The 23982-nt window shown below is 48.3% G+C and carries 25 protein-coding genes and 1 tRNA gene; 4 read left to right on the top strand and 22 right to left on the bottom strand.

The features are described 5' to 3' along the window. The first annotated feature begins 23 nt into the window (after positions 1 to 23). Positions 24 to 2003 carry a S9 family peptidase gene (locus EKM89_RS00730; protein ID WP_125685238.1) on the top strand — a complete coding sequence of 660 codons (1980 nt, stop codon included), beginning with the start codon at positions 24 to 26 and terminating at the stop codon, positions 2001 to 2003. A gap of 1104 nt (positions 2004 to 3107) precedes the next feature. Here the strand turns inward: EKM89_RS00730 and EKM89_RS00725 are convergent. Beyond that, positions 3108 to 3581: a C40 family peptidase gene (locus EKM89_RS00725; protein ID WP_125685237.1), complete on the bottom strand. Its 474-nt coding sequence runs from the start codon at positions 3579 to 3581 to the stop codon at positions 3108 to 3110. Positions 3582 to 3730: 149 nt separating this feature from the next. Further along, positions 3731 to 4687, bottom strand: coding sequence for a linear amide C-N hydrolase (locus tag EKM89_RS00720; RefSeq protein ID WP_125685236.1), 957 nt, complete (start codon positions 4685 to 4687; stop codon positions 3731 to 3733). Positions 4688 to 4836: 149 nt separating this feature from the next. On the opposite strand from EKM89_RS00720, the gene EKM89_RS00715 reads away from it, so the two are divergent. Further along, a complete protein-coding gene (locus EKM89_RS00715; RefSeq protein ID WP_125685235.1) occupies positions 4837 to 5463 on the top strand; it encodes an LVIS_2131 family protein in 627 nt (208 codons plus the stop codon). Positions 5464 to 5558: 95 nt separating this feature from the next. Here the strand turns inward: EKM89_RS00715 and EKM89_RS00710 are convergent, their stop codons facing one another. The 3 genes from EKM89_RS00710 to EKM89_RS00700 all read right to left on the bottom strand — a co-directional run bounded on the left by EKM89_RS00710 (position 5559) and on the right by EKM89_RS00700 (position 7829). Next, complete coding sequence (locus EKM89_RS00710) at positions 5559 to 6113, bottom strand: M15 family metallopeptidase (protein WP_125685234.1); 555 nt, start codon at positions 6111 to 6113, stop codon at positions 5559 to 5561. Positions 6114 to 6691: 578 nt separating this feature from the next. After that, on the bottom strand, positions 6692 to 7342 hold the full coding sequence (locus EKM89_RS00705; protein ID WP_191988736.1) for an NAD(P)H-hydrate epimerase: 651 nt from the start codon (positions 7340 to 7342) through the stop codon (positions 6692 to 6694). Positions 7343 to 7370: 28 nt separating this feature from the next. Further along, positions 7371 to 7829: a MarR family winged helix-turn-helix transcriptional regulator gene (locus tag EKM89_RS00700; protein WP_125685232.1), complete on the bottom strand. Its 459-nt coding sequence runs from the start codon at positions 7827 to 7829 to the stop codon at positions 7371 to 7373. Between the two features lie 135 nt (positions 7830 to 7964). Here EKM89_RS00700 and EKM89_RS00695 point away from each other — a divergent pair, with 135 nt between their 5' ends. Both EKM89_RS00695 and EKM89_RS00690 read left to right on the top strand, forming a co-directional pair. After that, positions 7965 to 8291, top strand: a complete 327-nt coding sequence (locus EKM89_RS00695; RefSeq protein WP_125685231.1) for a hypothetical protein — start codon at positions 7965 to 7967, stop codon at positions 8289 to 8291. A 46-nt stretch (positions 8292 to 8337) separates the two neighbouring features. After that, positions 8338 to 8409: transfer RNA gene (locus tag EKM89_RS00690), tRNA-Arg, on the top strand. A 120-nt stretch (positions 8410 to 8529) separates the two neighbouring features. Here EKM89_RS00690 and EKM89_RS00685 read toward each other — a convergent pair. The 17 genes from EKM89_RS00685 to EKM89_RS00605 form a co-directional block, all read right to left on the bottom strand. Further along, positions 8530 to 8949, bottom strand: a complete 420-nt coding sequence (locus EKM89_RS00685) for a MerR family transcriptional regulator (protein ID WP_125685230.1) — start codon at positions 8947 to 8949, stop codon at positions 8530 to 8532. A 17-nt stretch (positions 8950 to 8966) separates the two neighbouring features. Next, a complete protein-coding gene (locus EKM89_RS00680; protein WP_125685229.1) occupies positions 8967 to 9599 on the bottom strand; it encodes an NAD(P)H-binding protein in 633 nt (210 codons plus the stop codon). Positions 9600 to 9734: 135 nt separating this feature from the next. Next, on the bottom strand, positions 9735 to 10763 hold the full coding sequence (locus EKM89_RS00675) for an alpha/beta hydrolase (protein WP_125685228.1): 1029 nt from the start codon (positions 10761 to 10763) through the stop codon (positions 9735 to 9737). Positions 10764 to 10831: 68 nt separating this feature from the next. Beyond that, complete coding sequence (locus EKM89_RS00670) at positions 10832 to 11290, bottom strand: flavodoxin (protein WP_125685227.1); 459 nt, start codon at positions 11288 to 11290, stop codon at positions 10832 to 10834. Between the two features lie 113 nt (positions 11291 to 11403). After that, entirely contained in the window at positions 11404 to 12990 is a 1587-nt protein-coding gene (locus tag EKM89_RS00665; RefSeq protein ID WP_125685226.1) for a cation:proton antiporter, read from the bottom strand. Between the two features lie 144 nt (positions 12991 to 13134). Further along, positions 13135 to 13929, bottom strand: a complete 795-nt coding sequence (locus tag EKM89_RS00660) for an alpha/beta hydrolase (RefSeq protein WP_225421782.1) — start codon at positions 13927 to 13929, stop codon at positions 13135 to 13137. A gap of 122 nt (positions 13930 to 14051) precedes the next feature. Then, positions 14052 to 15053, bottom strand: a complete 1002-nt coding sequence (locus tag EKM89_RS00655; protein ID WP_125583810.1) for an alpha/beta hydrolase — start codon at positions 15051 to 15053, stop codon at positions 14052 to 14054. 13 nt (positions 15054 to 15066) lie between these two features. Then, entirely contained in the window at positions 15067 to 15390 is a 324-nt protein-coding gene (locus EKM89_RS00650) for a carboxymuconolactone decarboxylase family protein (protein WP_125685224.1), read from the bottom strand. Positions 15391 to 15402: 12 nt separating this feature from the next. Continuing rightward, positions 15403 to 15819: a cupin domain-containing protein gene (locus EKM89_RS00645; RefSeq protein WP_125685223.1), complete on the bottom strand. Its 417-nt coding sequence runs from the start codon at positions 15817 to 15819 to the stop codon at positions 15403 to 15405. Positions 15820 to 15847: 28 nt separating this feature from the next. Next, positions 15848 to 16498 (bottom strand): NAD(P)H-binding protein, encoded by a 651-nt coding sequence (locus tag EKM89_RS00640; protein ID WP_125685222.1) that lies wholly within the window; start codon positions 16496 to 16498, stop codon positions 15848 to 15850. A gap of 111 nt (positions 16499 to 16609) precedes the next feature. Continuing rightward, positions 16610 to 17455 (bottom strand): alpha/beta hydrolase, encoded by an 846-nt coding sequence (locus tag EKM89_RS00635; RefSeq protein WP_225421781.1) that lies wholly within the window; start codon positions 17453 to 17455, stop codon positions 16610 to 16612. 204 nt (positions 17456 to 17659) lie between these two features. After that, positions 17660 to 18073, bottom strand: coding sequence for a MerR family transcriptional regulator (locus EKM89_RS00630; RefSeq protein ID WP_125685220.1), 414 nt, complete (start codon positions 18071 to 18073; stop codon positions 17660 to 17662). Between the two features lie 332 nt (positions 18074 to 18405). Next, the gene (locus EKM89_RS00625; RefSeq protein ID WP_125685219.1) at positions 18406 to 19014 is read right to left on the bottom strand and encodes a flavodoxin; all 609 of its coding nucleotides are present in this window, start codon (positions 19012 to 19014) and stop codon (positions 18406 to 18408) included. A 279-nt stretch (positions 19015 to 19293) separates the two neighbouring features. Further along, positions 19294 to 20136 (bottom strand): aldo/keto reductase, encoded by an 843-nt coding sequence (locus EKM89_RS00620; protein WP_125685218.1) that lies wholly within the window; start codon positions 20134 to 20136, stop codon positions 19294 to 19296. Between the two features lie 274 nt (positions 20137 to 20410). After that, positions 20411 to 21781: an NAD-dependent succinate-semialdehyde dehydrogenase gene (locus EKM89_RS00615; RefSeq protein ID WP_125685217.1), complete on the bottom strand. Its 1371-nt coding sequence runs from the start codon at positions 21779 to 21781 to the stop codon at positions 20411 to 20413. A gap of 99 nt (positions 21782 to 21880) precedes the next feature. Beyond that, positions 21881 to 22897 carry an NAD-dependent epimerase/dehydratase family protein gene (locus tag EKM89_RS00610; protein WP_125685216.1) on the bottom strand — a complete coding sequence of 339 codons (1017 nt, stop codon included), beginning with the start codon at positions 22895 to 22897 and terminating at the stop codon, positions 21881 to 21883. A gap of 137 nt (positions 22898 to 23034) precedes the next feature. Beyond that, positions 23035 to 23778: an SDR family oxidoreductase gene (locus EKM89_RS00605; RefSeq protein WP_125685215.1), complete on the bottom strand. Its 744-nt coding sequence runs from the start codon at positions 23776 to 23778 to the stop codon at positions 23035 to 23037. Positions 23779 to 23982: the final 204 nt, after the last annotated feature.

The raw sequence follows: 23982 nt of genomic DNA, 5'->3' as shown, positions 1-23982 counted from the left end.
AATTAAGCTGAGGAGCGATGCGTATGCCACAAGGTGTTAGTGCTCAGGATCTTTTTAAATTGAAATCAGTGTCACAACCGTTAGCAACGAGCCAGTCGTATGTCTTCGTTGAAAATAGTGTGGATCAGGCCAGTAACGGCTACCGCGCCCAACTTAACCGCGTTGACGACGCCGGCCATCAACAGGTTATCGCGGTCAATGGCAAATTAAACGTCCAACCTGCTGTGGCGGGCGACCAAATCTTCTTTGCGGCGAACGTCGACGATGCCAAGGCGCAACTCTTTCAAGTGCCCATCACTGGTGGCGAACCGCAGCTGGTGACCACGACGACACCAGCGGAAGCTGTCAATACGGTGTTGGCAACGGCCGATGGGTCCAGTGTCTTCTTTAAGACGACCGCAACGGTTGAACAGCCTAAATTACCAAGTCCGCAAGCCTTTCCCCAGACGCGACACGTGGAACGCCTGATCAACAAAGCAGACGGCTATGGCTGGTTACCGCTGGAGGTGACGTATCGGTTACGACGTTTCGTACCAGCGACGGGGGTAGTCGAGGAGTTGTTCCAACAGGCCAATGATTTTAGTTTAGCGTCCGTGAGTGCTGACGGCCGATTCGTGGCAATACTGCAGGATGACCACCCCGAAAACGACCGCGACTTTGCGCATGGGGCCTACTGTGTCGATGTGACCACTGGGGATGTTGTTGATTTAACGGCAACGTTACCGACTGGGCGCTTCAGTGATGCTAGCTTTTCACCGGACGGTCACCAGTTAGCACTGGTCGGTAACGACGGTGAATTTGGGTCACAGACGGTTTCCAAACTGTATGTGGCAAATCGGGAGACCGGCGAGTTGACGAATCTAACGCCGGACCTGCAGGCGGACTTGGTGCCAGACTTTGCTGGGGATTTCGTGCAACAGCCTGAGGGCAAGCTGGCACGGTGGTTGGATGACGACCATATCGTGTTTGCGGCGGCCTTTCATGCCCATAGCCAGTTGTATGTGGCTGGGGATGATACCGTGAAATTGGTTGACAATACGGCCCGGCAGATTGTCGATTTTGACGTGATCGATACCGAACATGTAATTCTTGCCGTTTCTTATCAGGATAAGCCGAGTGAATTGGTGAAATTAGACTTGGTGAGCGGCCAAGAAAAGGTCGTTTACGATCCAAACGCCGCTTATGAAGATACACATGAGTTCGCGCACCCACAACATTTCGAATACCAAGCCGCCGACGGACAACCGTTAGACGGCTGGTATTTACCAGCGCAAACGCGGGCAACAACACAACCGGTTCTGTTGTACGTTCACGGCGGGCCGCACGCTAATTATGGTGAGACCTTCTTCTATGAATTTCAAGTTCATGCGAGTCGTGGGTTTGGTGTCGTCTTCTTCAATCCGCGCGGTTCGACCAGCTATGGCCAGGCGTATGAGAACGACGTGAACGGTCACTACGGTGAGAACGATTACCACGATGTGATGAGTGGCCTCGATGCGGCGTTGGAGAAGTTTCCAGCGTTGGATCCGCAGCGTCAGTACATTGCTGGTGGGTCGTATGGTGGGTTCATGACGCTCTGGACGATTGGGCACACGCACCGCTTCGCTGCGGCCGTGTCGCAACGGTCGGTGACTAACTGGATCAGCTTGTTTGGGACCAGTGATATTGGGTTTTACTTTAACCCAATCGAGTTGGGCACGGACCTCTTTGACAAGGGGGGCGTGGCTTCGTACTGGAAACAATCGCCGATTGCCTACGCGCAAAATGTGACGACGCCGGTCCGCTTGTTGCACGGCGAGTGGGATATGCGTTGCCCTATCAGTCAGTCGGAGGAATACTTCACGGCGATTAAACGTCACGGCGTCGACGCCGACTTTATTCGCTACCCGCAGAGTTTCCATGGTGTGTCCCGCAGTGGGCTGCCGAGCCTACGAATTCAACGACTCGACGACATGACGGAATGGTTTACGGCGCATCCGTCTGTGCAGCCGGAAAAAGATTAAAGGTTGCAAAACAGCTATTATGCCTCTTGTAACAACGATATTGCGGTTGAAATTAGGCAACGTAGTCTAATTATCGCCTTACCGGCCGACAGATGTGGGCTGGATCGGTGCGAACACAACTTGAAGCCTCGAAAGGACCGAGGCTCCAAGCTTGGTTTTCTACTAAGCCAGCGGGGAAACCACCCACTGACTAAGTAGAACGACGCACCTGAGCCCATATCTGCCGACCTCTCGGCTGACGTAGTTAGTTTGAGGCAGCATGTGTTTATGCCTATGGAAACGTTACTGATTTATGCTAAATGCTAGCACTCATTTGTAATTCAGTGTTTGAAGTGAACGTGTGCAATCTGAGTGGGGGTGCCAATATTTTCCACTAATTTAGCGGCGATAAACCTCACTGGCGCAAGAGTAATGCGAGCACTTTAACTTTCAGATAGCTAATAAAAAAGATGGACGTATACATCCGAATTGGATGTTACGTCCATCTTTTTCCAGTGGTTACTTATGGTAAAATCTATTTCTTTATTACAAGTCTATAAACGTAGTTGGCGACAATTAAAAATAATAAAATGTATGCGCCCACCACTAACCAGGTTGGCAGTACGGACTTATAAAAATCAACAAAGAAAGTAACTACTATCATCATTAGTACTGGAACAAGTTGAATAACTTTATGCATTGCTTACCACCATTCTAGGTAACCATTATTTGGTTTTTTATCATGTTTATCTAGATACTTTGCAATGGCATGGCCGACATCGGTAAAGTCTAATGCATAATCGATAGCCTTACTTAATGTATAAGCGAGACCACCTAATCCCATACCAACTAAAGTCTTCTTTAGTTTACTGGCTGTGATTAGGATTTAGACGGCATTTTGCGGAACAATTCTGAGCACCTATGACTTCTGAAAGGCGTTCCACGAGGCAGGTCCCTGCACTTAACATGAAGAGAGAGGTCGCGCCAAATAGGAACCTCTCTTCCCGTTAATACTCAGGACCTAAGCGCCTCGCTTCTCGCTTTACCAAAAAGCCCCCGTCGCGACGTACGACGGGGGCACAGTTTATTTCATTTATGAAGGCTGGAACTGTTTTTGAAAGCTAATTATTCAACGGAACCGACACGGGCGTAACCAACTGCGTGCCACCATGGGGCGTGAACGGCTTCCGTCACAACACCGCGGTTTTGTGAATCGATCATCCGACCATTACCAACGTATAAGCCAACGTGAGAGATGGACCCCGTAGAACCACCGAAGAAGACCAGGTCACCCTTCTTGATGTTCTTGTAGCTCACATGTTGGTACTTGTTGTATTGGGCTTGAGCAGTCCGAGGAATGCTCTTAGAAGCGCCCTTCTTGTAAACGTAGCTGGTAAAACCAGAGCAGTCAAAGCTAGAAGAACCAGTTGATCCCCAGCCGTAAGGTTTGCCCAGTTGGGCCTTAGCGACCTTGTGAATCTTGCTGTAGGACATGGTTGCGGCACTAGCATCGGTAGGCTGCATGATTTCAAAACCTGCAACAGCAAAAGCAACAGTAGCCAGTAAAGTTAAAATAATGTTCGTAAACGTCGTCTTCATAAATGTAAGTAAACTCCCTTAATTTCAAATTTGTTTTTCGTATTGAATATCTTTCGATGTGTTTAATACTATCAGGGAGTTGTTACAGAAATGTCTCAAACCAATATCAATCGGATTAAAGGTTAGATTAAGCTTTGCAACATTTACAGTTAATTGGCTGAATAAGCATGAGGAAAACGCCGGTGGGACGCCATTTCAGACGTTAATGTGATTTGTTGCAACCGGTTCGTCGTGCGGGGCATAAAATTGTAAGTTAAGGTGTCCAGATCGATTACTGCCCGGTAATGGGTGTAGTTGTGGTTGGCTTGGTGGCGACGAGCTGCATCGTAAGGGAGGATAACAGCAGCTAACCAGTGGAAAATACCGGTCACCGTTTCATCGGTGGCAGCCAAAGGGAAAGCGCCCCAACGGCGAATAGCGGTACTAATGAAGCGTTGCGTGGGGACGGTACCTGTGGGCAGGGAAGCACCAGTCGTTAAGTAACGCTGGGCGGCAGTGACCGTTTCCCCAATAAATTCCGGACTAGAAACGCCGAGGAAGTCATTAAGGTTCTTGAGGTGGGTGCTCAGCACGGGGGTATTGGTCAGCACGCCCGCAGGATTACGCTGCGCAGTCAAGGGGCCACCAGTCGGCTCGATGACCAGCGTTTGACCACTGCGGTCGCTTAGGATCCAATGAAAGGGGTAGACGTAGCGGTCCTGTCCCCACCGACGACTGACTAGGGTCACGCGGGAGAGGTCGGCGACGATGGTGGCCAGCGTGGCGTGTTCACCTAGCGCCCAGTTGATAAAGTCTTGCGGCGTTAGGTTGATTTGACCGGCAACGGGGTCAGCGGCGTAATTGACAGCACCGGGCAGGTAGAGCTCCGCACACGTGATACCGCTTTCATTCACGCCGTCAGCCATCAAGTAAGCGGAGAAATCGGCGGCGGGTCGGCCACCACCGAGGAACGCGTAACGCGTGGTGCGCGTAGTATTCAATGCCGTTTGCCACTGGTAGTTACGCGGTAAAAAGACTGGCCGCCAGGGGGTAGTCGTGGGAAAATCCATGGTGCGCGCAAAAAAATGGTGGTTCGCGGCGGAGGTATAGGTTAGACTAGTACACACAAGGGATTCCTTCTTTTTTCTTCATATTAAGCTTAGTATAACGTAAATTGGCCGAGACTGTGGCTTGTATTCCCGAGACGAATCTCGTAAGCTAGTAAAGAAGTGAAATACCCGAATTAGGTTTTAAACATTGGAAGGGAATTGGGAAAATGAAATCAACTTGGAATTTGGTGGGGATGGGCGTTTGGCTGCTCATTCTCATCGCGCTGGTCTGGATGGTGCACGATATGCGTGTCCGCCGGATTCAGCTAATTGTTAAGGAACACCACAGTTTTTCGTGGCGCAACTTTACCATTTCGACGATTGAACTTGTGGTGTGGCTCCTGGTCTTTGGGGGCATGAGCTACACAACCTTTTTCCAAAACGTGAACCACTTAGGCGACCGAATCAGTCAAACGACGCGTTACGAACCATTGGTCATCAACACGGGGGATGGCAGCGGCTCATCCTATTACGTGACGGTCAACAATAGTAAGGGCAACAAGCCGATTCAGACGTATACATACTTGACCGAGGGTGAAAAATACCAGGTCAGCAGTACGGATGCCACCGTATCGGACGGAAAAAAGGCCATCAACTTGCCGGCGTCCGCATATAAATGGGATGCCAAAAAGGTAGCCAAGTACGATCAACGTCACCAAAAGGCGTGGGTTGGGGTCATTGAAACGACCTATAAAAAATCATTTGTGAACGGTCTGGGCCTGCATGCGGGTCGCTTAGCGGGTCGCTTCACGTTGATTCGGATTCCGGATCACTCGTTCATGCTAGACCAATAAGAGAATACAAAAAGTGAGTCCGAGCGTTCATCTCAGGCTCACTTTTTTCGTCGTACTCGGGGGAGTGACTAACGTGGTGCAAAACACAACTAACCTTAGAAATCATTCGGATTGGCCGCGGCCGGGCCGTAGTCGTCCATTTGCGCGTCGCGGTAGTCCCACCATTCGTTTTCATAGCCGAAGAAACCGGCATTGCGCATGGCTTGGTCCAAAATCTGGTAGTGCTTTTCCTGTAGAGGCGTTCGCGGTTGGTCGCGGTGTGCGGCGGTCGTGAAGTCGTCGAAAGGCGTTTGCATTTCCAGTTCGTTTCCTTCGGCATCACAGAGCGTGAGGTCGAAGGTCACCCCTTTTTGATGAGAAAAGTTGGGGTTGGGCTTAGCCACGAACGAAGGATCGGGATAAACAGCGTAGAGGCGTTCCTGAGCAGATACGGGGCGGTAGGCGTCCCAAATTTTTAAGCGGTAACCCTGTTCACGCAATGCCGCACTGGCTGCCGCTAATTTCTTAGCCGTGCCAGTCCGTGCAATTGCAGTGGTGAAGTCGTAAATTACGTGATGGGTAAAGTTGTCCGGGGTGGCGTAGCGCAGGTCGACAAGGATGCTGGGGTCCAGCGCCTGGACGTTGGTAAAGCCAGTTTCGATTGATGACATGGGGCACCTCCTGTAGTTGTTAGGGCCAGTATACCGGGTATTGTGAAGAAAAGCTTGTGAAAGGGCTCAGTTTGGCCGGAAATAAACGACAAAAATTGTGGTGTGGTATAAAGCGCTACCATTATTGGTGTGGCAGCGTTGCTTTCGCTTTGCCGGCCGCCAGATACAGATATGGAAGCTCTATGGAAACTGTAGGATTACGATGACAGAGTAGTTATTGCTTTCAATTTGAAGGTCAGTGTAATTTTGATGTTCTCTGGTTACTGCGGTAACAAGCAATTTGAATCATTTTCAGGAACGCAACGCTTATTGTGGGAGCGTGCAATCTAAGTCGGCGGACCGTTCCTTAGTCCGGAGCGTCCCCACAAACGGCGGAATCTCTGGCAGCCGCAGTGCGCCAGGTTTAACTAATCTGTTTCTAAAAGCAAAAAAAACGTCCAACCAAGCAAAGGGTTGGGCGCTTGTTTTAGTCGGGAAACACGAAAGTCACTCCACTTCCGTACCCTCTATTTTACATGAAATGGTTAACGACTAGGGCATTTAACTGCTAGTTGGTATGCTGAGATGACAAACTTAGCTTAACGCGCATGCTCCAACCGGTCCTGAGCGTAAATGCCGATGTCGGCGACGTGAATGGTACCGCTGTGTTGCTTGCCGCTGGTCGTTAAAAGACCAACCTTGTTGTAGGCCATGGTGGTGGTGCTGTCGGCGACGACCGCGACGCCAAGAACATCACCGGTATCAGCGTTGATGCCAGATGGAACGTCGATAGCAACGGTCTTGGCATCGGCCGCGTTAATGGCATTGATGGCATCGGCAAATTTGCCAGTGATCAGTCGGGACAGGCCGACACCAAAGATGGCATCCACGATCAACGTGGCGTTGACGATGCGGTTAAGGTCGGTAATCCGTGGAATACTGTAATAATCGGCGATTTTGAGTTGTTGCTTAGTCTGTGGCGTGGCGCTGTCGGGATCGCCTAAAAGGTAGATTTCAACGTTGAGTCCGCGAACCTTGAGCAATCGGGCAACGGCGATACCGTCGCCGCCATTGTTGCCGGTGGCAGCGACCACGACGATTCGGCTGAGGTCGAAGTCGTCGTTTAAGATGTTGTTGAAGGTTGCTAAGGCTGCGCGTTCCATCAGGACGAGTGCGGGGATGCCGATTTCATTAATGGTGTGGGCATCGTAGCGTTGGGCTTCAGCAATAGTAATGGCTTTACTCATCAAAAATTCCTCCTTCTGGGAAAAAACGCGACTAGTGGTTCTCCGATTGCCGGTCGTCGACTTGCAAGACGCGACTGGAGAGCAATTGGAGCTGAGCGGTGATGGCGGCGTAATCGAAATTACTGTCGGTTGGCGTGGCCTGTTGCCACCAATCGTGGAGAACGGTAATGGCCTGGTTGACCAATTCTTTACCATCCGCGGTTAATTTGAGGCGGCGGTTACGGCGGTCGGTGGGGTCGGTCTCCTTTTGTAGGAGCGAGAGCTTGACCAGATGATGGACCATCCGTGCCATGAGACCTTCATCGACGGCCATGGTCCACGCCGCCTTCCGTTGATTGAGTTGACTGGTTTCCGAAACGAGAACTAGCAAATAAAATTCGGTGATATTGACTGGCATTTTGTCGGCTTCCAGAATCTGGTTCATTGCCCGTTGAAATTGGCGATGGAGGATGGCCAGATTCGTGGTAAAGTCGAGTATCGAGTCTTCCATGAGCCGCCTCCTTAATCGTAATTGTTTAACTTACCCCTAGTTTACACCAGATTGTGTGGAACGATAATGCTTTGACTCGTTTCTTTAGTAGGAAGTGATAGAATAGCAGTAAAACTAATTATGGGAGGCACCGCCGTGTTTATTCAAGTACCGACTGATATGGATGAAGTGCAGATGCGCCAGCTACAATTGAAGCAACAGGGAGAAATGGTTACGGAGGACGTGATTATTCGCCAAGCCGTTCTGGATATTTTCCAAAATTTATTAGACCAGATTGAAGATGGCCATTACGATACCGCCGCGTGGCAGGGAGACGTGCTAACGGTCACGGACATCAATGGCGACCAGATGGCCACGGTCGCGCCAAAGGAAGAGACATTTATTGCCGATTTCCGTAAGAGTTCGGACGCAACAGAGGAATATTTAGAGCGAGAGGCCATCCGCGCTGCCGGGGGCCGATAAAATAGTTGTCAACTGGACTAATTTAGGACTAAAATAAAGATGTTGTGCGCCCTTAGTGTAATGGATAGCACATGAGATTTCGGTCCTCATGATCCGAGTTCGACTCTCGGGGGGCGCATTCTTTTTCGGAAAAGTGAATAGAATCGTTGATTTGACGCCATTCTTATGTGGCGCCTTTTTCTTTTGGTGACGAAAAAAAGCCACCCACAAAACGTGGATGACCTTCCTAAAAAACAGTCTAGTCCTGATGCCGTGGTGGATTTTCCCACAATTTTTCTACGGGTTCGCCAGCATTAAATTTGGCCACGTGGTCGTCGTAATGTTCTAACTTGTAATCCAACAAGGCGCGTACATCTTTTAAATGATCGATCTTGTCATCAAGCTCGTCGCGTTCATCACGCAGGACTTGCTTCTGAGCGCCGCCAATATCTTGGCCATCTCTCAGTTGGGATAATTGGCAAAACTCGATTAAAGATTCAATTGAGAGTCCAGCCGAGCGCAGGGTCGTGACCAGGTAGACCCAGTTCAGGTCGCTGATCGTAAATTCCCGGTAGCCACTCTTGTTTCTTGCGACCTGGGGAATAACGCCAACCCGCTCGTAGTAGCGCAAAGTTTCGGTCGTTAGCCCAAACAGTTCGCCAGCTTGTTTAATGTTCATCAGCAATTTTCCTTTCGTTACATTGGTGTATCGCCGTCGGTGCCAGGTTGGTCAATACCAATGCTAGCCCGACTAGCAAACGTTGGATTGGCAATGATTTTGGTGACGACAGCGGCCACACTCTTACGGGAGACACTGGTTCCCTTAAAGGGGTCGCCCTTTTGTGTCAGCTCGTAATCCGTATTGTCACGGTTGTTTAACCAAGCTAGCCGCAACGTGGTGTAGTCCAAGTTAGAAGCAACTAAGGCGTCATCGGAAGCTTTCCCTACTTGGGCGCCCTTCCCAATCATTTGCTTGTTCCATTCGCCAAATTTACCCGGAACTTCGTCGTAGATTCCTAGGTCATTCACGGAGATGACGCGCGCGACCCCAGCAGCTTGCATGGCCGCAATCACGGTTTCAGTCAGCTTAACGGTGCCGGTAGCGCCCATGGAAACGAACACGATGTCTTGATTGGCCATGGCGGTTGTCAGGGCAGACTCGTCCAGAACATCGCCAGTTACAGCAGTTACTTGAGCATTCACCAAGTCGCTGACCCGATCTGCGTTGCGTAGGTATAACGTCACATGATTGTCGGCGTTAGCGGTCAGGTTGGCGGTGACTAACCGTGCGATTGCACCGTTACCACCTAAAATTAAAACGTTTGCCATGTTAAATCACTCCTCTAATATTATATTACAAATACGATAATAAACCTTGAAGTTAACTTCAAGGCAAGGCGTTTTGTCATAAAAATAAAAAAGTTGCGCTATAAATTAAACAACAGCGCAACTTTTAAGATCGGATTAAAGACGGGTGCTTAACCAGTCCACCAACTTGTTCAATTCTTGTTCAACATATTCTGGCTTCCAATACGTTTCAATGTGGTGGGCGCCTTCGATTAAGAAGAGTTCCTTATCAGAGGTTCCCGTGGCATTTGCATAGGCCTTTTCGGTTAGGTAGAAGGTATCAGCTGCCTTACCGGCCATCATCAATAAGGGGACGTTGACTAAGTCCATGTTCTCGGAGGCATCGTAAGTCATTAAGTTTAAGAAACTGCTGACGGTGTAAACGAAAGAAGACTTTGGGTGGGCGTGGGTTTGTGCGTAGTAGGTGTAGCCTTCCTTGTAGAGATCGTAAGGTAATTTGGCAGCATCTTCAGGGGCCATTTCCTTCAAATCAGGGGTGTAATCTACGCCGTCACCGCGAACCTCTTTTTCCCGTGCTTCTGAAGCGGTTTTTAGCCGCTCCTGAATCGTGTTGGCTTCGGAATCCATGAAGCCGTTCCGCCGAACTAGGCCGGAGTTAAAGGCAGACAGGGTTGCGACCACTTTAAACCGCTTATCGGTCTGACCAGCACGTAAGGTGTAACCACCGCCACCACAGATACCAAAGGCCCCCATACGATCATAGTCTACACCGGGGAAGAGGGACAAGGCGTCAGCCATCCCATGGATGTCTTCTACCCGGTAGGCAGGGTTGTCGACCATCCGTGGTTGACCTTCCGATCCGCCTTGATAGGAGGCGTCGGCAGTGATGGTGATGTAGCCGTGTTCAGCCAGGCGTTGGGCAAATAAGCCGGCAACCTGTTCCTTAACACCGCCATTAGGATGTGCAACGGTTAAGGCTGGGTACTGCTTCTTCGGGTCATAGTTTGCTGGCGTGTAGATGTTGGCAGCAATCTTTAAGCCGTTTAGCGTGTAATTGATGGGGTGAATGTTGACCTCACCGGGTTTGTTTTCAGTGATAGCGTCCGCATAAACCAAGCCCCAAGGATTATCGTTAAACTTGGGCAGTTCAGCAACGTTAGCATCCGTTAAAATCATTTTTGACATAAGAATCCCTCCAATAAAATAGGTGTTGATTAAGTTAATTTTCAGGTCCTACGAGGTGAAGGCGCCGGTTACTTTAGCAAGGCGCGGTCACTCAAGTAGTGGTCAATGGTGTCGTTTGAGTTGGCCAGGAAGCCAGCTTGCAAAGTGGCACCGCTGTTTTCGGCCATTTCTTCAAGAAAGGCCGTGTTGGCACTCATGGGAGTGCTCATGCTGGTAGCAAATGGAATGACAGTTTTACCCTTCAAATCACTTTGCTCGAAGAAAGTATTCACGAACATTGGTGGCCGTTGGTACCAGATCGGAAAACCAATAAAGATGGTCTTCTCATCGGTTAAATCGGGCAGATTGGTAATTTGGGGATGCGTATCGCTATCAATCTGTTGTTTTGAAATTTCAGTGACTAAATCGTATTCAGTCGGATATGCTGGGTTAATGTCGAGTTCAATGAGTTTACCGTTCGTTTTGGCTTGAATATGTTGCGCCGCCCTAGCGGTTGTTCCTGAGTTGGAATAGTAAAGAATTAGCATAACGTAAAACTTCCTTTCCTTAATTGATGAGCCTAGTGTAATCCTTGAAGTTCACTTTAAGGCAAGCGGAAATCTTAAAAAATTTGGGACTTGCCAACTAAGGCCTAGATCCGCTAGATTAATTGATTTTGTGGATCTAAAACCAGTGATTCAGCTAGTAGGATTTCGCTATAAAGATCATAAACAACAGTTGAACTTACCACGTGGCGTCGCGCTAAATCATAGAGATAAGTTCGCTCCGCAGTAAAGGCCGCCATTAGGGCTCGCCGTTGTTCCACGCTTTGGAGGGTCGATAGGACATCTGTCCGCGTGCTAGCGCGCCGCCACTGGGTGACAAAGGAACCAATCTTATTGTGCTGGTCCTGATCTTTAATATCGTAAATAACCAAATTACGGACTTCACTTGGCAGAGATAGATTTTGGACCGCTTCAACGCCGATTAAAACCATTTTGTGGCGAACTTCCGTGGTTTGTTGGTTACGATTGCGTTCGTCCAAATCAACGGGTAGCCACCAGCGAAAGATTAGGGTGGGGAGCAGCATGCTAAGAATAATCACGACGGTCTCAACGAGTAAAATTAAATTGAAGGTGGCTGTTCCGAGATGGCTAGTTGTTAACGAAAAGGTCATGGCTAACGTGACTGTCCCGTGAACACCACCCAAAGCGAATAGCGTGGCCGTGCGATTACTCTTGTCACCGACCAAAAAGCGTGCATAAAGCCAACGACAGATGAACAGAGCAAGATAGGCCACGATACCAATCAGCAGCCAATCAAAGGACCCGATGACTTGCGTGTAGTTAGCGGCGAAGATACGTTCCAGGTTCAGCCCCAGGATAACGAAGACGAAACCATTTAGAATTTGATCCATAAAATTAATGGTCTGAATGCCCAGGTGCATCTGGCGGGGCGCAGCGAACCGGCTACGACTTGCCTCGCTGTTATGAATCAGTCCGGCAGTGACAACGGCAATAATTCCTGAGACACCAGCTTCCTCGGCAATCAAGTAAATGACTAATGGTGTCAACACGTAGAACAGATTTTGCGAAGAGACCACGTTGACGCTGCTACGCACAATGGATTGGCGGAGTAGTGCAAAGCCACCAGCCAGTAAGGCACCAAGAAGTGCACCACCACCGGCCGACCAGAGTAAGGCACCGATATTATGCAGTAAGCCTAGGTGTCCCGTTGTACGCCAGAGCAGAGCGGCCTGCAGCAGAACAATGCCAGACGCATCGTTAAAGAGAGATTCCATTTTCAGGCTAGACTTAATGGCGGCTGGGAAGGTACGTCCGGTGGTCACGGAGTCCAGGGCCGTTGCGTCGGTGGGCGTACAGATAGCAATCATGACCAAGGCAATCGGCAGGGTTAAGCCAAAGGTTCCAGACAGGATCACTGTCGCCACGGCTGCTGACCCAATAGCCAAGACTCCCGCTGATCCCAGTATGCTAGGAATTCGCTTACGGACCATCAGGATGGGCGTCCGCTGTGCTTCGAAGAACAGGAGGGGCGCTAGGATAATGAGCATAAAGACGTCGCTATTTAACGTCAATACCAGGTGATTTGTGAAGGGAATGGCTGCGACCACGATTCCCATTAAAACGTTAATATAGGTCCTAGAAATTTTAGGAACCAGCCGGGCCAAGATGTTGCTTACAGCGACGGCAATTAATAGAACAAAGAAGGAGACAAATAGACTCATGGGACTTCCCCGCTTTCATACTGATGCCCTTACTGTACGCTATGTTGGGCGCAGTTCCTAGCTGAAATTTCAGGGGGGAGTAGGTGCATCTGCAGATGGCAAAAGAACAGCATCGGGGGATGTTGTTCTTAAGCGAAAGCTAGACTAGAGACGAGCTGATAAGAAGGTGTCGATATTTTCAATGGCACTTGGCACGTAGTCATGACCATCGTATAAGTCGAAGTGACGGGCTTTAGGGATGATGACCAGTTGTTTGTCCGTGCTGGCAGCATTCTTGAACATGACCTCGGCACCAGGACGGGTAAAGGCGTTCTCCCCGCAAATCATCAAGAATGGTAAATGTAAGTCTTTGACGATTTCAGTTGGGTGGAATTGTTGCCAGTCTAATTGGGACCAAGACACGAATTCGACCCGGTTGACGGCGGCGCCCCGCTTGTGATCGAAGTAGTATTCAGCGCCCTCAGAGCCAGGTTCGATTAAGTCTAAACGGATGGCTTTTCCGGTACTGGTGTACAGCGCCTTTTCTTTTAAAATTTCTTCTTTAGGTGCAGTCTCAACAGTATCAATGATCGTGAAGGGGTTAACGACCGCAATGGCCTTTAATCGGTTTTCATTCAGGGCAGCCAATGGTAAATAAACACCAGAGCCACAAATACCAATTGCACCTAAGCGGTCGGCATCCACGTTGGGGTAGGTGGCCAGAAAGCTAATGGCGCTGTGAATATCGCTGGCCTTAATGGCAGGATCTTCAGTTCCACGAGGTTGGCCTTGACTGGCACCGATATAAGAATAGTCATAAACCAGCGTCAAGTAGCCCCGAGTCGCCATTAATTGCGCGTATAAACTTTGGGTCTGTTCCTTGGTGGCACCCATGGGTCCCTGCACAACCAGAGCTGGCAGTTTAGCATCGGCTGGCATGTTAGCTGGTGTATAGACGATCCCAGCTAATTTGAGATGAGAGTCTTAATTTTCAAAGACGACCGGGGTACTGTCAAATTCTTCTAGGGGTGCCTTTTCTACTGCGAATTCGCTCATAAATTATTCTCCTCGTATTCTACTGTTTATAGGTTGCGTTCAGCCATCCAGTTGCCCATGTGGTCGGCAACTTCTTGGTTGTTTAAATCTTCAAACATGAAATGATCATTACCATGAATGCCTTCATCAGGTAAGTAAACGACCTTGGCATCACCACCATGGCGGTTAACCGTTGCGACAAATTCGTTTGCTAATTGTTTAACGCCACGCCAGAAATCCCAAGCCGGAACGTTGGAAGGTTCTGACGGGATGTTGTCACCAAAGTAAATGGCAATTGGTTTCTTGACTAGTTCGGCGAAGTCCTTGGCTGGGACGCCGACACCTTGAACGGGCATCGGGTATTTAGTTGGAATAATATCTGGCACTTCATCTTCTGGAAAGACAAAGGTACCAGGTTCAATTGCGATGATCCCGGTGACGTTTTCACTGGCCATACCGATGAACCAGCCAGGGACGCCTCCTTGAGAATGGCTCACTAAGACAGCCGGTCCGGATTTTTCATAGGCGGCAACTAGCGCGGAGGTAATAACGGGAATGTCAAACTCACCGGTATCTGGTGTCATTTGCCGGAAGAATTGGTCAAGTGACGCATCGTCTTTGGGAAAGGCCGTATTTTCAATAAAGTTAGGCCATAAGCCTAAACGGAACTGGGTGAACCAGTTTTGGTCATCTGGTGTCGCGGGAATCTGAGTGGCAACTGATGATTGGCCAGCTTCACCACGTCTAGGTTGATCAATCAGGTAAACGCCGTAGCCCTTTTTCAAGAAGATGTCAGAGAAACCAGGACGGCCATCAGGCGTAGACATCCAACCGGTCCGTGATTGACCATAGCCGTGAAGGAACATCATTGCGTGGCCGTTACCATCAACGGGGAGCTGATAGAGGACACTGGCATGATCGGCGTGACGGGTTTGGCCAGCTGGGGCCATTTGACCATTGATAGGATCGAACGTGCCCGCGGCTTGTTGGAAGGTTCCACCAGCTGAAAATACACCTTGTTTTTGAATCTTTAAGTAGTCTTCTGTCATTATCAGTTCCTCCTTATTTTTCCGTATAAACTTCTTTAGCCAGACCAAATGCCGTCCAAGCTTTAGGCCAGCCACAGTAGAAGGCTAACTGTGTAATGATTTCAACGACTTCATCCTTAGTAATCCCATGGGCCTTGCCAAGTGCTAGATGCGCCTTTAGTTGTTGAAAGTTGCCGCCAGACATGAGTGCGGCAATGGTAATCATACTGCGGTCATGGGCTGAGAGTTGACCTTCACGAGACCAGACTTCTCCGAATAAAACGTCATCATTAAGTTCTGCAAATTTAGGGGCAAAGTCACCTAAATTATCGCGACCAGCTGTTTGTTTTTCTGCCATGAGTTAATCCTCCTACTTATCCAAGTCTGCAAATTCTGCGTCAGTTACTGGTTCGAGCCATTCAGTAGTCCCCTTGCTAATGGCCAAGTGTGTGAACCAACTATCCTTCTTTGCGCCGTGCCAATGCTTGACGCCATCGTGAAATACGACCACGTCGCCAGGCTTCAGGCTCTGAGCGGGTTGACCCTCAATTTGGGCCCACCCTTCACCAGAAGTGACCAGGATGATTTGATAGCCATCGTGGTGCTTGTGCCAATTGTTGCGAACGCCAGGTGCAAAATTCACGCTAGCGACACTGACATCAACGTCGTCTGTTGGTGGCACTAAGCTGGTGAGATAACTGTTACCGGAAAAGTACTGCGCAAAGGCTGTGTTTAAGTCACCAAAGCCGAAGATATCGTTCTTTACTTCTTGTTCATATTTTGCCATGAGAATGCCTCCCTTAAGTTAACCTGTTTTAGTAGAAAGATGGTTTGTCAAAGTAGGTATCGGGTTCGCCAATACCAAAGCTTTGGCGACTGTACTGACCGCTATCATCGTGTAAAATGGTTGCGATTCCCCGGGCAACCGCTTGGCGACTGACTTGGGCGTTCTTGAAGGGCTGACCTTTAGGAATCAGTTCGTAATTTTCATTACCGGCTTGATTGAACAACCAGGTCAGACGTAAAACAGTGTAGTCGGCAAGGTCGGAGTCTTCCATAACCTCGGCACTTGCTAGCATGGCATCTTCACCAGCTTGGCCACCAACCATGCTTAAGTTCCATTGACCGAATTTGCCAGGAACTTCGCCGTAGATGCCGAGAATATTGGCACCAATTAATTTTGTAACGTGGTTAGCATCTAAAGCCTTGACCACGTTTTGAACATCTGAAGTTAAATGCATATGGTTGAGGTAAGCGGCGTCAACACCCTTTGCTGCTGCAGTCAAGGCAGCTTCGTCCGCGAAGTCGCCATTGATCAAGGTGACCCGGTCGTTCGCTGCGTACTGGTTTAAACGGGTGGTCATGTTACGACCATACAGGACTAGCTCGTCGGTCGTTTCGTTTAGTAACAAATCTGTTAAGTAGCGAGAAATTTGACCAGCGGCACCTAATACTAAAATTTTCATATAGAAGCAATCTCCTTTTATAGGCAAATTAAGTTCAAAATGACAAGTCGTTTGGACCAACGTGATGGCCCTAGGTGACTATGTGTTAAATCATAAACCTTGTAGTTAACTTCAAGGCAAGGGCTTTTTGAAAAATGTTTCTTGCACATGTGCAAATTGATTCGTCGCCGAGGCCAACGTGTGACCACCATTTGGGTCTTTCCAGTAGCTAAGGTGTTCGGCATCAAAGTTAGTGGATAGTTGACGCAATCGGTTAATGAGCGGGGTCATTGAATTCTGCGTGCCGTCCTGACTACCAACCGTTGCTTCAATGTGAAAGGGTGCCGGTTGGCTGGCCTTCACAGCTGCTATGAGTTTTTTAGCAGTTAGGTCGGGTTGCAAGAGGCCACCGTCATTGGTGATGGTCCAGCTATCACCAGCCATAGGGGCGAAGTATGCGAAGTAGGCTAGCCGTTGCTCAAGAACAGACCAAGTTGTGATGGCGCCCATGGAGAAGCCCGCAAACGCTCGATGTTGCCGACTGTCGATTAGGTCTTGCGCCTGACCACCAGCTGCATACGTCCGGTAGGCGGTTTCAACGGCTGGCAAAAGCGATTGGCACAACTCTTCTTGAACAAAATCGGTAATGTAACCGTCATCATTTTCCCAGCTCCCAGTTGGCTCGCTAGTTGGTGGGTAATAGGTAGGTGTCACCACGATTTGCGGTAGCAACTCGCCAGTGGCCATTCCCTGATCCAGCATCCGTCTGAAGGCAGCGTCGTGTAGAAAAGTTGTCTCATTCATGCTCCAGCCATGCATCAGGTAAGTCACGTTGAATCGCTGGGATGGTAGCTGGAAATAGGCAGCGGGTAGATAAATTAAAGCGTGGCGCGGTTGCTGCTGCTGATTGCGGTAGCTTAGCGGAACGAGCCTGCTAGCAGTCGCTGTTGGTCCTTGGTTGACATTGTCTACGGGAATGAAATCATCTCCAATACGGTAATTTATTGAAAGTAGACTTAACTAACGAAGCTAGAATACACCTTAAAGTCGACTTGAGGGCAAATGATATGATTTAATTTCAAGGAAAAACGTTTACAATATAACTTAGCTCTTGAAGTATCCTATTGATGCCAAAACAAACGACCCATCTTTGTTGCTAGACGGGTCGTTTGCTGAGAAAAGTTATTTTAAATGATCCGGAAATATGGGATCAATTCCTTTGGGAAACTTATCTAGTTTAGGATCAACTAGGACATCAATATAATGATTAATCCAGTGATTGATCATGATATAGTGCCCTTGGACCTTCTCCAGTTCAGCCAGAATCCTTTCTTGCTCGTCGGTCATAATCTTGAGTCGCTGTCTGAGCGTTTGCTTACCTTCAGCAGAGAGCTGAACGTATTCTCTGATAGTGGGCACGGGCATGCCCAGTTCGCGTAAGGTAATCACCATTTTGATCCACGCAAGATCATTCTCAGTAAAAACACGATTATTGTACTTGTCACGTTTGACCGATGGCAGGAGCTGTTGATGATCATAGTAGCGAATGGCTGATTGCGAAATACCCATAAGTTTAGCGACTTCTTGAATTGTCATGATTCTAAACCATCCTCCGTCAGGGCACTTGTCTAGGTAATACGTCTGACAAGTACAGCTAATATTTACATCTGTCGTTATTTGATATAGGTTCGTGATGTCTAGCGTCAGAACGTGTCAACGGCTAGAAGCGCAGTAGTACGAACACAGCTTGAACGCTACCTTAGGGGAAGGGGAAAATAAAAAGGATTGCCCGATAGACAATCCTCCGTGTAGTAGACTGAAGTGTGTGTACGAAGGTGCTTGGCTAGATGGCAGTATCAAGAGGTAAAGGCTCTTAGTTTATAGGGTAACCCCTAAAGCCGACTTTAAGGCAAACGCTTTCTTGCAAATTAATCAATTAAATGATGTTGCTTGAGGTAGCGGTTAATCGTCGACTCATTGTTTGCACGAAAACCTGGCTGCAATGTGAGTGCTTTACCTTTAGCCATGCGCTTCAAGTAAGGGGTGCTTACACTGATTGGACTGCTCATGCTAGTCGTAAACGGAATGACCGTCTTGCCGCGAAGAGCGTTGGCTTCAAAAAAAGTGTTGATAAACATGGGTGGCCGGTGATACCAAGTTGGGAAGCCTAAATAGATAGTCTTGTAACTCTTTAGGTTAGGTGTATTGGTAATTTTGGGCCGGCTATTACGATCGATTTGTCGTTTGGCAACGGTCACTAATTTACTATAATCTGTGGGATAGGCAGGAGACAATTTGAGCTTAATTAGGTCAGCACCGGTCTTCCGCTGTAAATACTTAGCAGCGGTTTCGGTGGTCCCAGAGTTGGAATAGTATAAAATTAAGGCCTTGCCATTCTTTTTAGAAGTATGGGTCGTCGCGGCTTGCGTTTGGCTGGTAGCAGGGGTGCTAGCGGTTATCCGCTGGATGGCATAATAGCCACCGCCAAAAATGAGTAAGGCTAGTAGAATGAGTGACACAATAGTTTTTTTTGACATAATTAAATTCCTCACTTTGCGTATTTGTATTTGATGTGTTTCATCATAAACCTTGTAGTTAGCTTCAAGGCAAGGGGGAATTCAAAGAAAAATAAAAAAGTGCTAGAAGGCACTTGCTGACGAGCGTTAACGGGGATAACCGGCTAATCCTAGTCCTGGATTGGTTGGTTATTCCCGTTAAGCGGAGTCAGTTGTCTTCTGGCACTTATTAATTTAAAAATATCTAATAGGTTGCAACACTTGCCACAGCCTATTAGATATTTTAAGTATTCAATTTTCTTAGTGTAAGCTAGCAATTCGGGCAACGGCGGCCGGGTCACGGTGATCAAAGAATTGGCTTTCTTTTCGGTCTAAACCACTAATGGCCTTCAATTCTTCATCAGTCAACGTGAAGTCAAAGATGTCGAGATTCTCTGCCATTCGCTCTGGGTGGACGGACTTAGCTAAGGCAACAATCTTCCGTTGGGTTAACCACCGCAGAATAACTTGACCCACTGACTTGTTGTGGTTTGCAGCAATTTCACTTAACACGTCATTGGTGAAAATGCTGTGTTTACCTTCAGCAAATGGTGCCCAAGCTTCGGGTTGAATGTCCTGCTGGCGCATGAAATCAATGCTGGTTGGTTGTTGGTTCCAGGGGTTGATTTCGATTTGATTCAGGGCAGGCTTAACGTCATTGAACAAGGTTAAGTCAATCAGACGGTCGCTGTCGAAGTTGGAAAGACCAATGGATTTAATCTTGCCTTCCTTTTGCAGGTCTTCCATGGCTCGCCATGAACCGTAAACGTCACCGTAGGGCTGGTGAATAAGGTAAAGGTCCAAGTAGTCTAGCTGCAGTTTCTTTAAAGTTGTTTCGAAAGCCTTTTTCGTTGCGTCGTAGCCGGTGTCAGTGACCCAGAGCTTAGAGGTAACAAACAAGTCTTCGCGCTTAACGCCAGCACGCTTGATACCTTTGCCGACCGCTTCTTCATTGCCATAGGATTGGGCGGTATCAATTAAGTGATACCCAGCATGAATGGCATCGACAACGGCTTGTTCGGCCGCTGATAAATCAGCAATTTGAAAGACACCAAAGCCAAAGACAGGCATCGTATTACCATCATTTAAGTTTACAGTTTCCATGAAAAAACGCTCCTTTAATTAATTTGATGAGTTCATCATAAACCTTAAAGCTAGCTTCAGGGCAATAGAAGTTTGAAAAAAAATCGGATTTTAGGTCAATTTGCTCTGATTAGATGGGTGAGACGGCGTTCTTCCGAAGGGGAAAGCTAAGGTTAAAGGCCTAGCGACGCAACACGACGAGGGGCGACGTTGGCATAAAAATAGCGGTATAAATCGCCATCCTCAGTGGATGCCATTTATGCCGCTAATGTCAGATCATTTTAAAAAAGGATGCTTAATCTTTGGCGTTGACTACCAGGTGTTCGTTCACAAAGGCGTCAAAACCCAGTTCGTACATTTCCCGACCGTAGCCGGAGTTCTTGACCCCGCCAAATGGGAGCTCGGGTAACGTTGCCCAGGCACGATTGATAAAGGTCATGCCGGCCTCAATCTGTTGTGCAACGGCGTCGGCGTGCTTCGTGTCTTCCGTGAAGATGGCACTGCCTAAACCATAACTAGAGTCGTTGGCTAAAGCAATGGCTTCTTCTTCCGAGTTCACTTTGTAGACGGAAGCCACAGGGCCAAATAATTCTTGGTTGTAGGCGGGATTGTCCTTCGTAATGTCCGTCAAAATTGTTGGCTGGAAGAATTGGCCAGGTAAGTCAATCGGATGGTTGCCATAAAAAACCGTAGCACCGGCGTCAACCGCGGCATCGACCTGTTTTTGCAAAGTGGTTTTGGACTTCGCTGAAGACAAGGGGGCTAGCGTGGTTGCTGGGTCCATTGGATCACCAGGCTTAACCTGTTCAAAGGCCTGCTTCAGCATGGTTAAAAATTCATCATACTTATCTGCCATGACGATAAATCGTTTGGAAGCTGCACAGATTTGACCGGCATTAGATAGACGAGCGACTGGCGCAACCCGCTTGACCTTGTTCATGTCAGCGTCTGATAAGACAATGAATGGATCGTTTCCGCCCAGTTCCATGGTGGACTTCTTTAAATTTTCACCAGCAGTCTTCGCAACGGAAGCGCCACCGCGTTCGGAACCAGTTAAAGCAACACTCACGACTCGAGGGTCGGCAATCGCCTTATCTACTTGGTCGTAATCGACAAACAGGTTGGTTAAACTGGCGGTTGGTGCACCGGCCCGCCGAATAATATCGACAAAGGCTTCGGCGCTACTTGGCGTATTTGATGCGTGCTTCAAGAGCATGGGATTACCAATCATGAAGTTGGGCGCAAAGACCCGCATGATTTGGTAGTACGGGAAGTTCCAAGGTTCAACCATGAACAAGACGCCTAGTGCCTGCTTTTCATAGTAGGCGTCGCCAATGACGGTGTCGAGCGGTTTACGGGCTAAAAATTCGGCAGCGTGGTCGGCAAAGTAATCGGCGATGTCAGCGCAGAGCTCAACCTCAGCTTCTGATTCACCAATGAGTTTTCCCATTTCTTGGGTGACCGTGGTGGCTAACTGGGTCTTTTCGTAACGCATCATAGTAGCGATCCGGTGTAACGTGTCTCGGCGAGTCTCACTGGGCTCGTCGCGCCATTTGAGATAGAGTGCATGACTATCTGTTAAAACTTTTTCCAACTGATCGTCAGAAATGTTCTCATATGAATTCAAAACTTGGTTATTAAATGGATTGATCGTTTGGTAAGCCATTTATTGGTGCTTCCTTTCTATTATTAACTGCGAGTTGCGTTAGCTGAATCACGCAAGTAACCATAGCGTAAACCTTGAAGCCGACTTCAAGGCAAGCCTTTAAGCAAAATCTTTTAGCATTTTGTGAATGGCCTGTTTAAAAGTCGTTTCAGCGGTGGTGTGCCGATACTGATAAAAGTCAGGGTACTTCGTTTTTAAAACGGACTTCGGGTTTAACCGCCAGGCCTGGTCTTTGTAGAAAGCCGTGTAGGAGATGGGTTGCCATAAGGCCAAGGCCGTCTGGGCAGAAATCAAGGTCGGTAATTTGCTGAAGAGTTGTGTGACCTGATCAGGCGTTAAGGTATCCTGTACAACTGTTTCCAGTTCACGATAGGTGCTGGTGAATCCTAAGCCGAGGACCCGGGTGCCATTGCTCTGAGGATTATTCATGACAGCTAGTTCCAAGCCGGCAATATCACGAACGTCCACACTGTCCATGGGGCCATCAACCAGCTGTCGACTGCCGTGCAGATACGCGTAAATCATGTCGTGTTGCCAAGGGGTGAAGCTGGGGCCAACAATGTTGGTGGGGTGGATAACGGTGACCGGCAAATTAATAATATTAGCCAGGTCACGGACGCGTTGTTCCTCACGAACCTTCATGTTAATAAAGGGCTCGTAAGCGGTATCCATGTGGTCGAGGTCGGGCCAAGTGTCTTCATTAATCGTTGTGACGGTTGGGTCGGCAATCCCCATGTCAATGGCAGCCGCTGAGCCAATTTGCACGAGCTTTTGAACCGTGCCAGCTTTGCTAATGGCTTTAAAAAGATTGTTGACGGCTCGAATTTTGGTGGCAATAAAATCAGCAGTTGATTGTTCATGGCCCGTGAACGGTGCGGAGTTATTGAAGACCCACTGGCTCCCAGTTAGTGCCGTTGCGACCGCCTGGGGTGAGTCCAACAAGTCAGCTTGGACACCGTGAATGTTGGGTAAGAGTTCGGTTAGGGCTGCCAGTTTGTCCGCGTTACGATAGGTGCCCGTAATGTTTGTGTATCCAGCATCGGTCAACGTTTTGGCTAACCATGAACCGGTGTACCCAGTGATACCGAGAATGACAATTTTATCGTTTTTTTGCATGTGCTTCCTCCTATACTCAAAATAAGTCCTAAGACAATTTCAGCGAAAGGCAGATTGTCTTTAGCGTTAGGCTGTCTGGTTTTAGAAAAACGTTCTGAAATCAGTCTAGATTTCAGAACGTTTAAATTGGCCAGCCATTAAGCTTGTTTGGTTGGGTAAATGGTAAATTCATTAACATTAACGTCTTCGGGTTGGTCAATGGCGAAGTTGACGACTTTAGCAACGGCTTCAGGACTGATACCAACTTGCTTGTAGAAGGTGTCCATGCCTTTCTTGGTATCTTCATCCGTAATGGTATGAAGCAGTTCCGTGTTGATGGCTGCTGGATAAAGACTCACTGTCCGAATGTTGGTGCCTTCTTCAGCACTTTCCATCCGAATGACTTCCATTAAATTACGGACCGCGAACTTGGTCGCGCCATAGACCCCGGCACCGGCAAAGCTCTTAATCCCAGCAACAGAAGAGGTCGTAATGATTTGGCCGTGTTTTTGAGCTGTGAAGATAGGCATGACAGCGGCGACACCGTGGAGGACACCACGTAAGTTAATGTCAATCATCGTATCCCATTCTTTCGTGTGCAGGGCGCTCATTGGTGAGGAAGGCATAATGCCGGCATTGTTAAAGATGACGTCCAGACCACCAAATTTGTCCTGTGCCAATTGGACTAAGGCGGTGACGTCTTCCTGGTTGGTAACGTCCGTGACACGGTAGGCTGCGGTGCCCCCTGCGTCTTCAATATCCTTAACGATTGCTGCTAAGCGGTCTTCACGGCGAGCACCTAGGACAACCTTTGCCCCATTCTGTGCCAATAATTTTGCGGAAGCTTCACCCATTCCAGATGAAGCACCAGTGATCACGATTACTTTATTTTTAACAGTCATATTTAATTTCCTCCTAATATTATCTGGTCGTTTCAAAACATGCAGTCCATCGTTTGGTCAACGAATGATGATTCCCAACAAATTCAAGAAAAATTGCCGGGTTCTTGCGAGTTGCCATAATCCTTGGTGACCTTGATTCAAAATGAGTATGGACCTTCAAGTACACTTTAAGTCAAGCCTTTCTCAAAAAAACTTTTTGGCTTG

Source organism: Levilactobacillus fujinensis (genome assembly GCF_003946335.1).
Taxonomy (GTDB): Bacteria; Bacillota; Bacilli; order Lactobacillales; family Lactobacillaceae; genus Levilactobacillus; species Levilactobacillus fujinensis.
The sequence above is the reverse complement of the archived record's forward strand: the minus strand, read 5'-3'. Positions and strand labels throughout refer to the sequence as shown.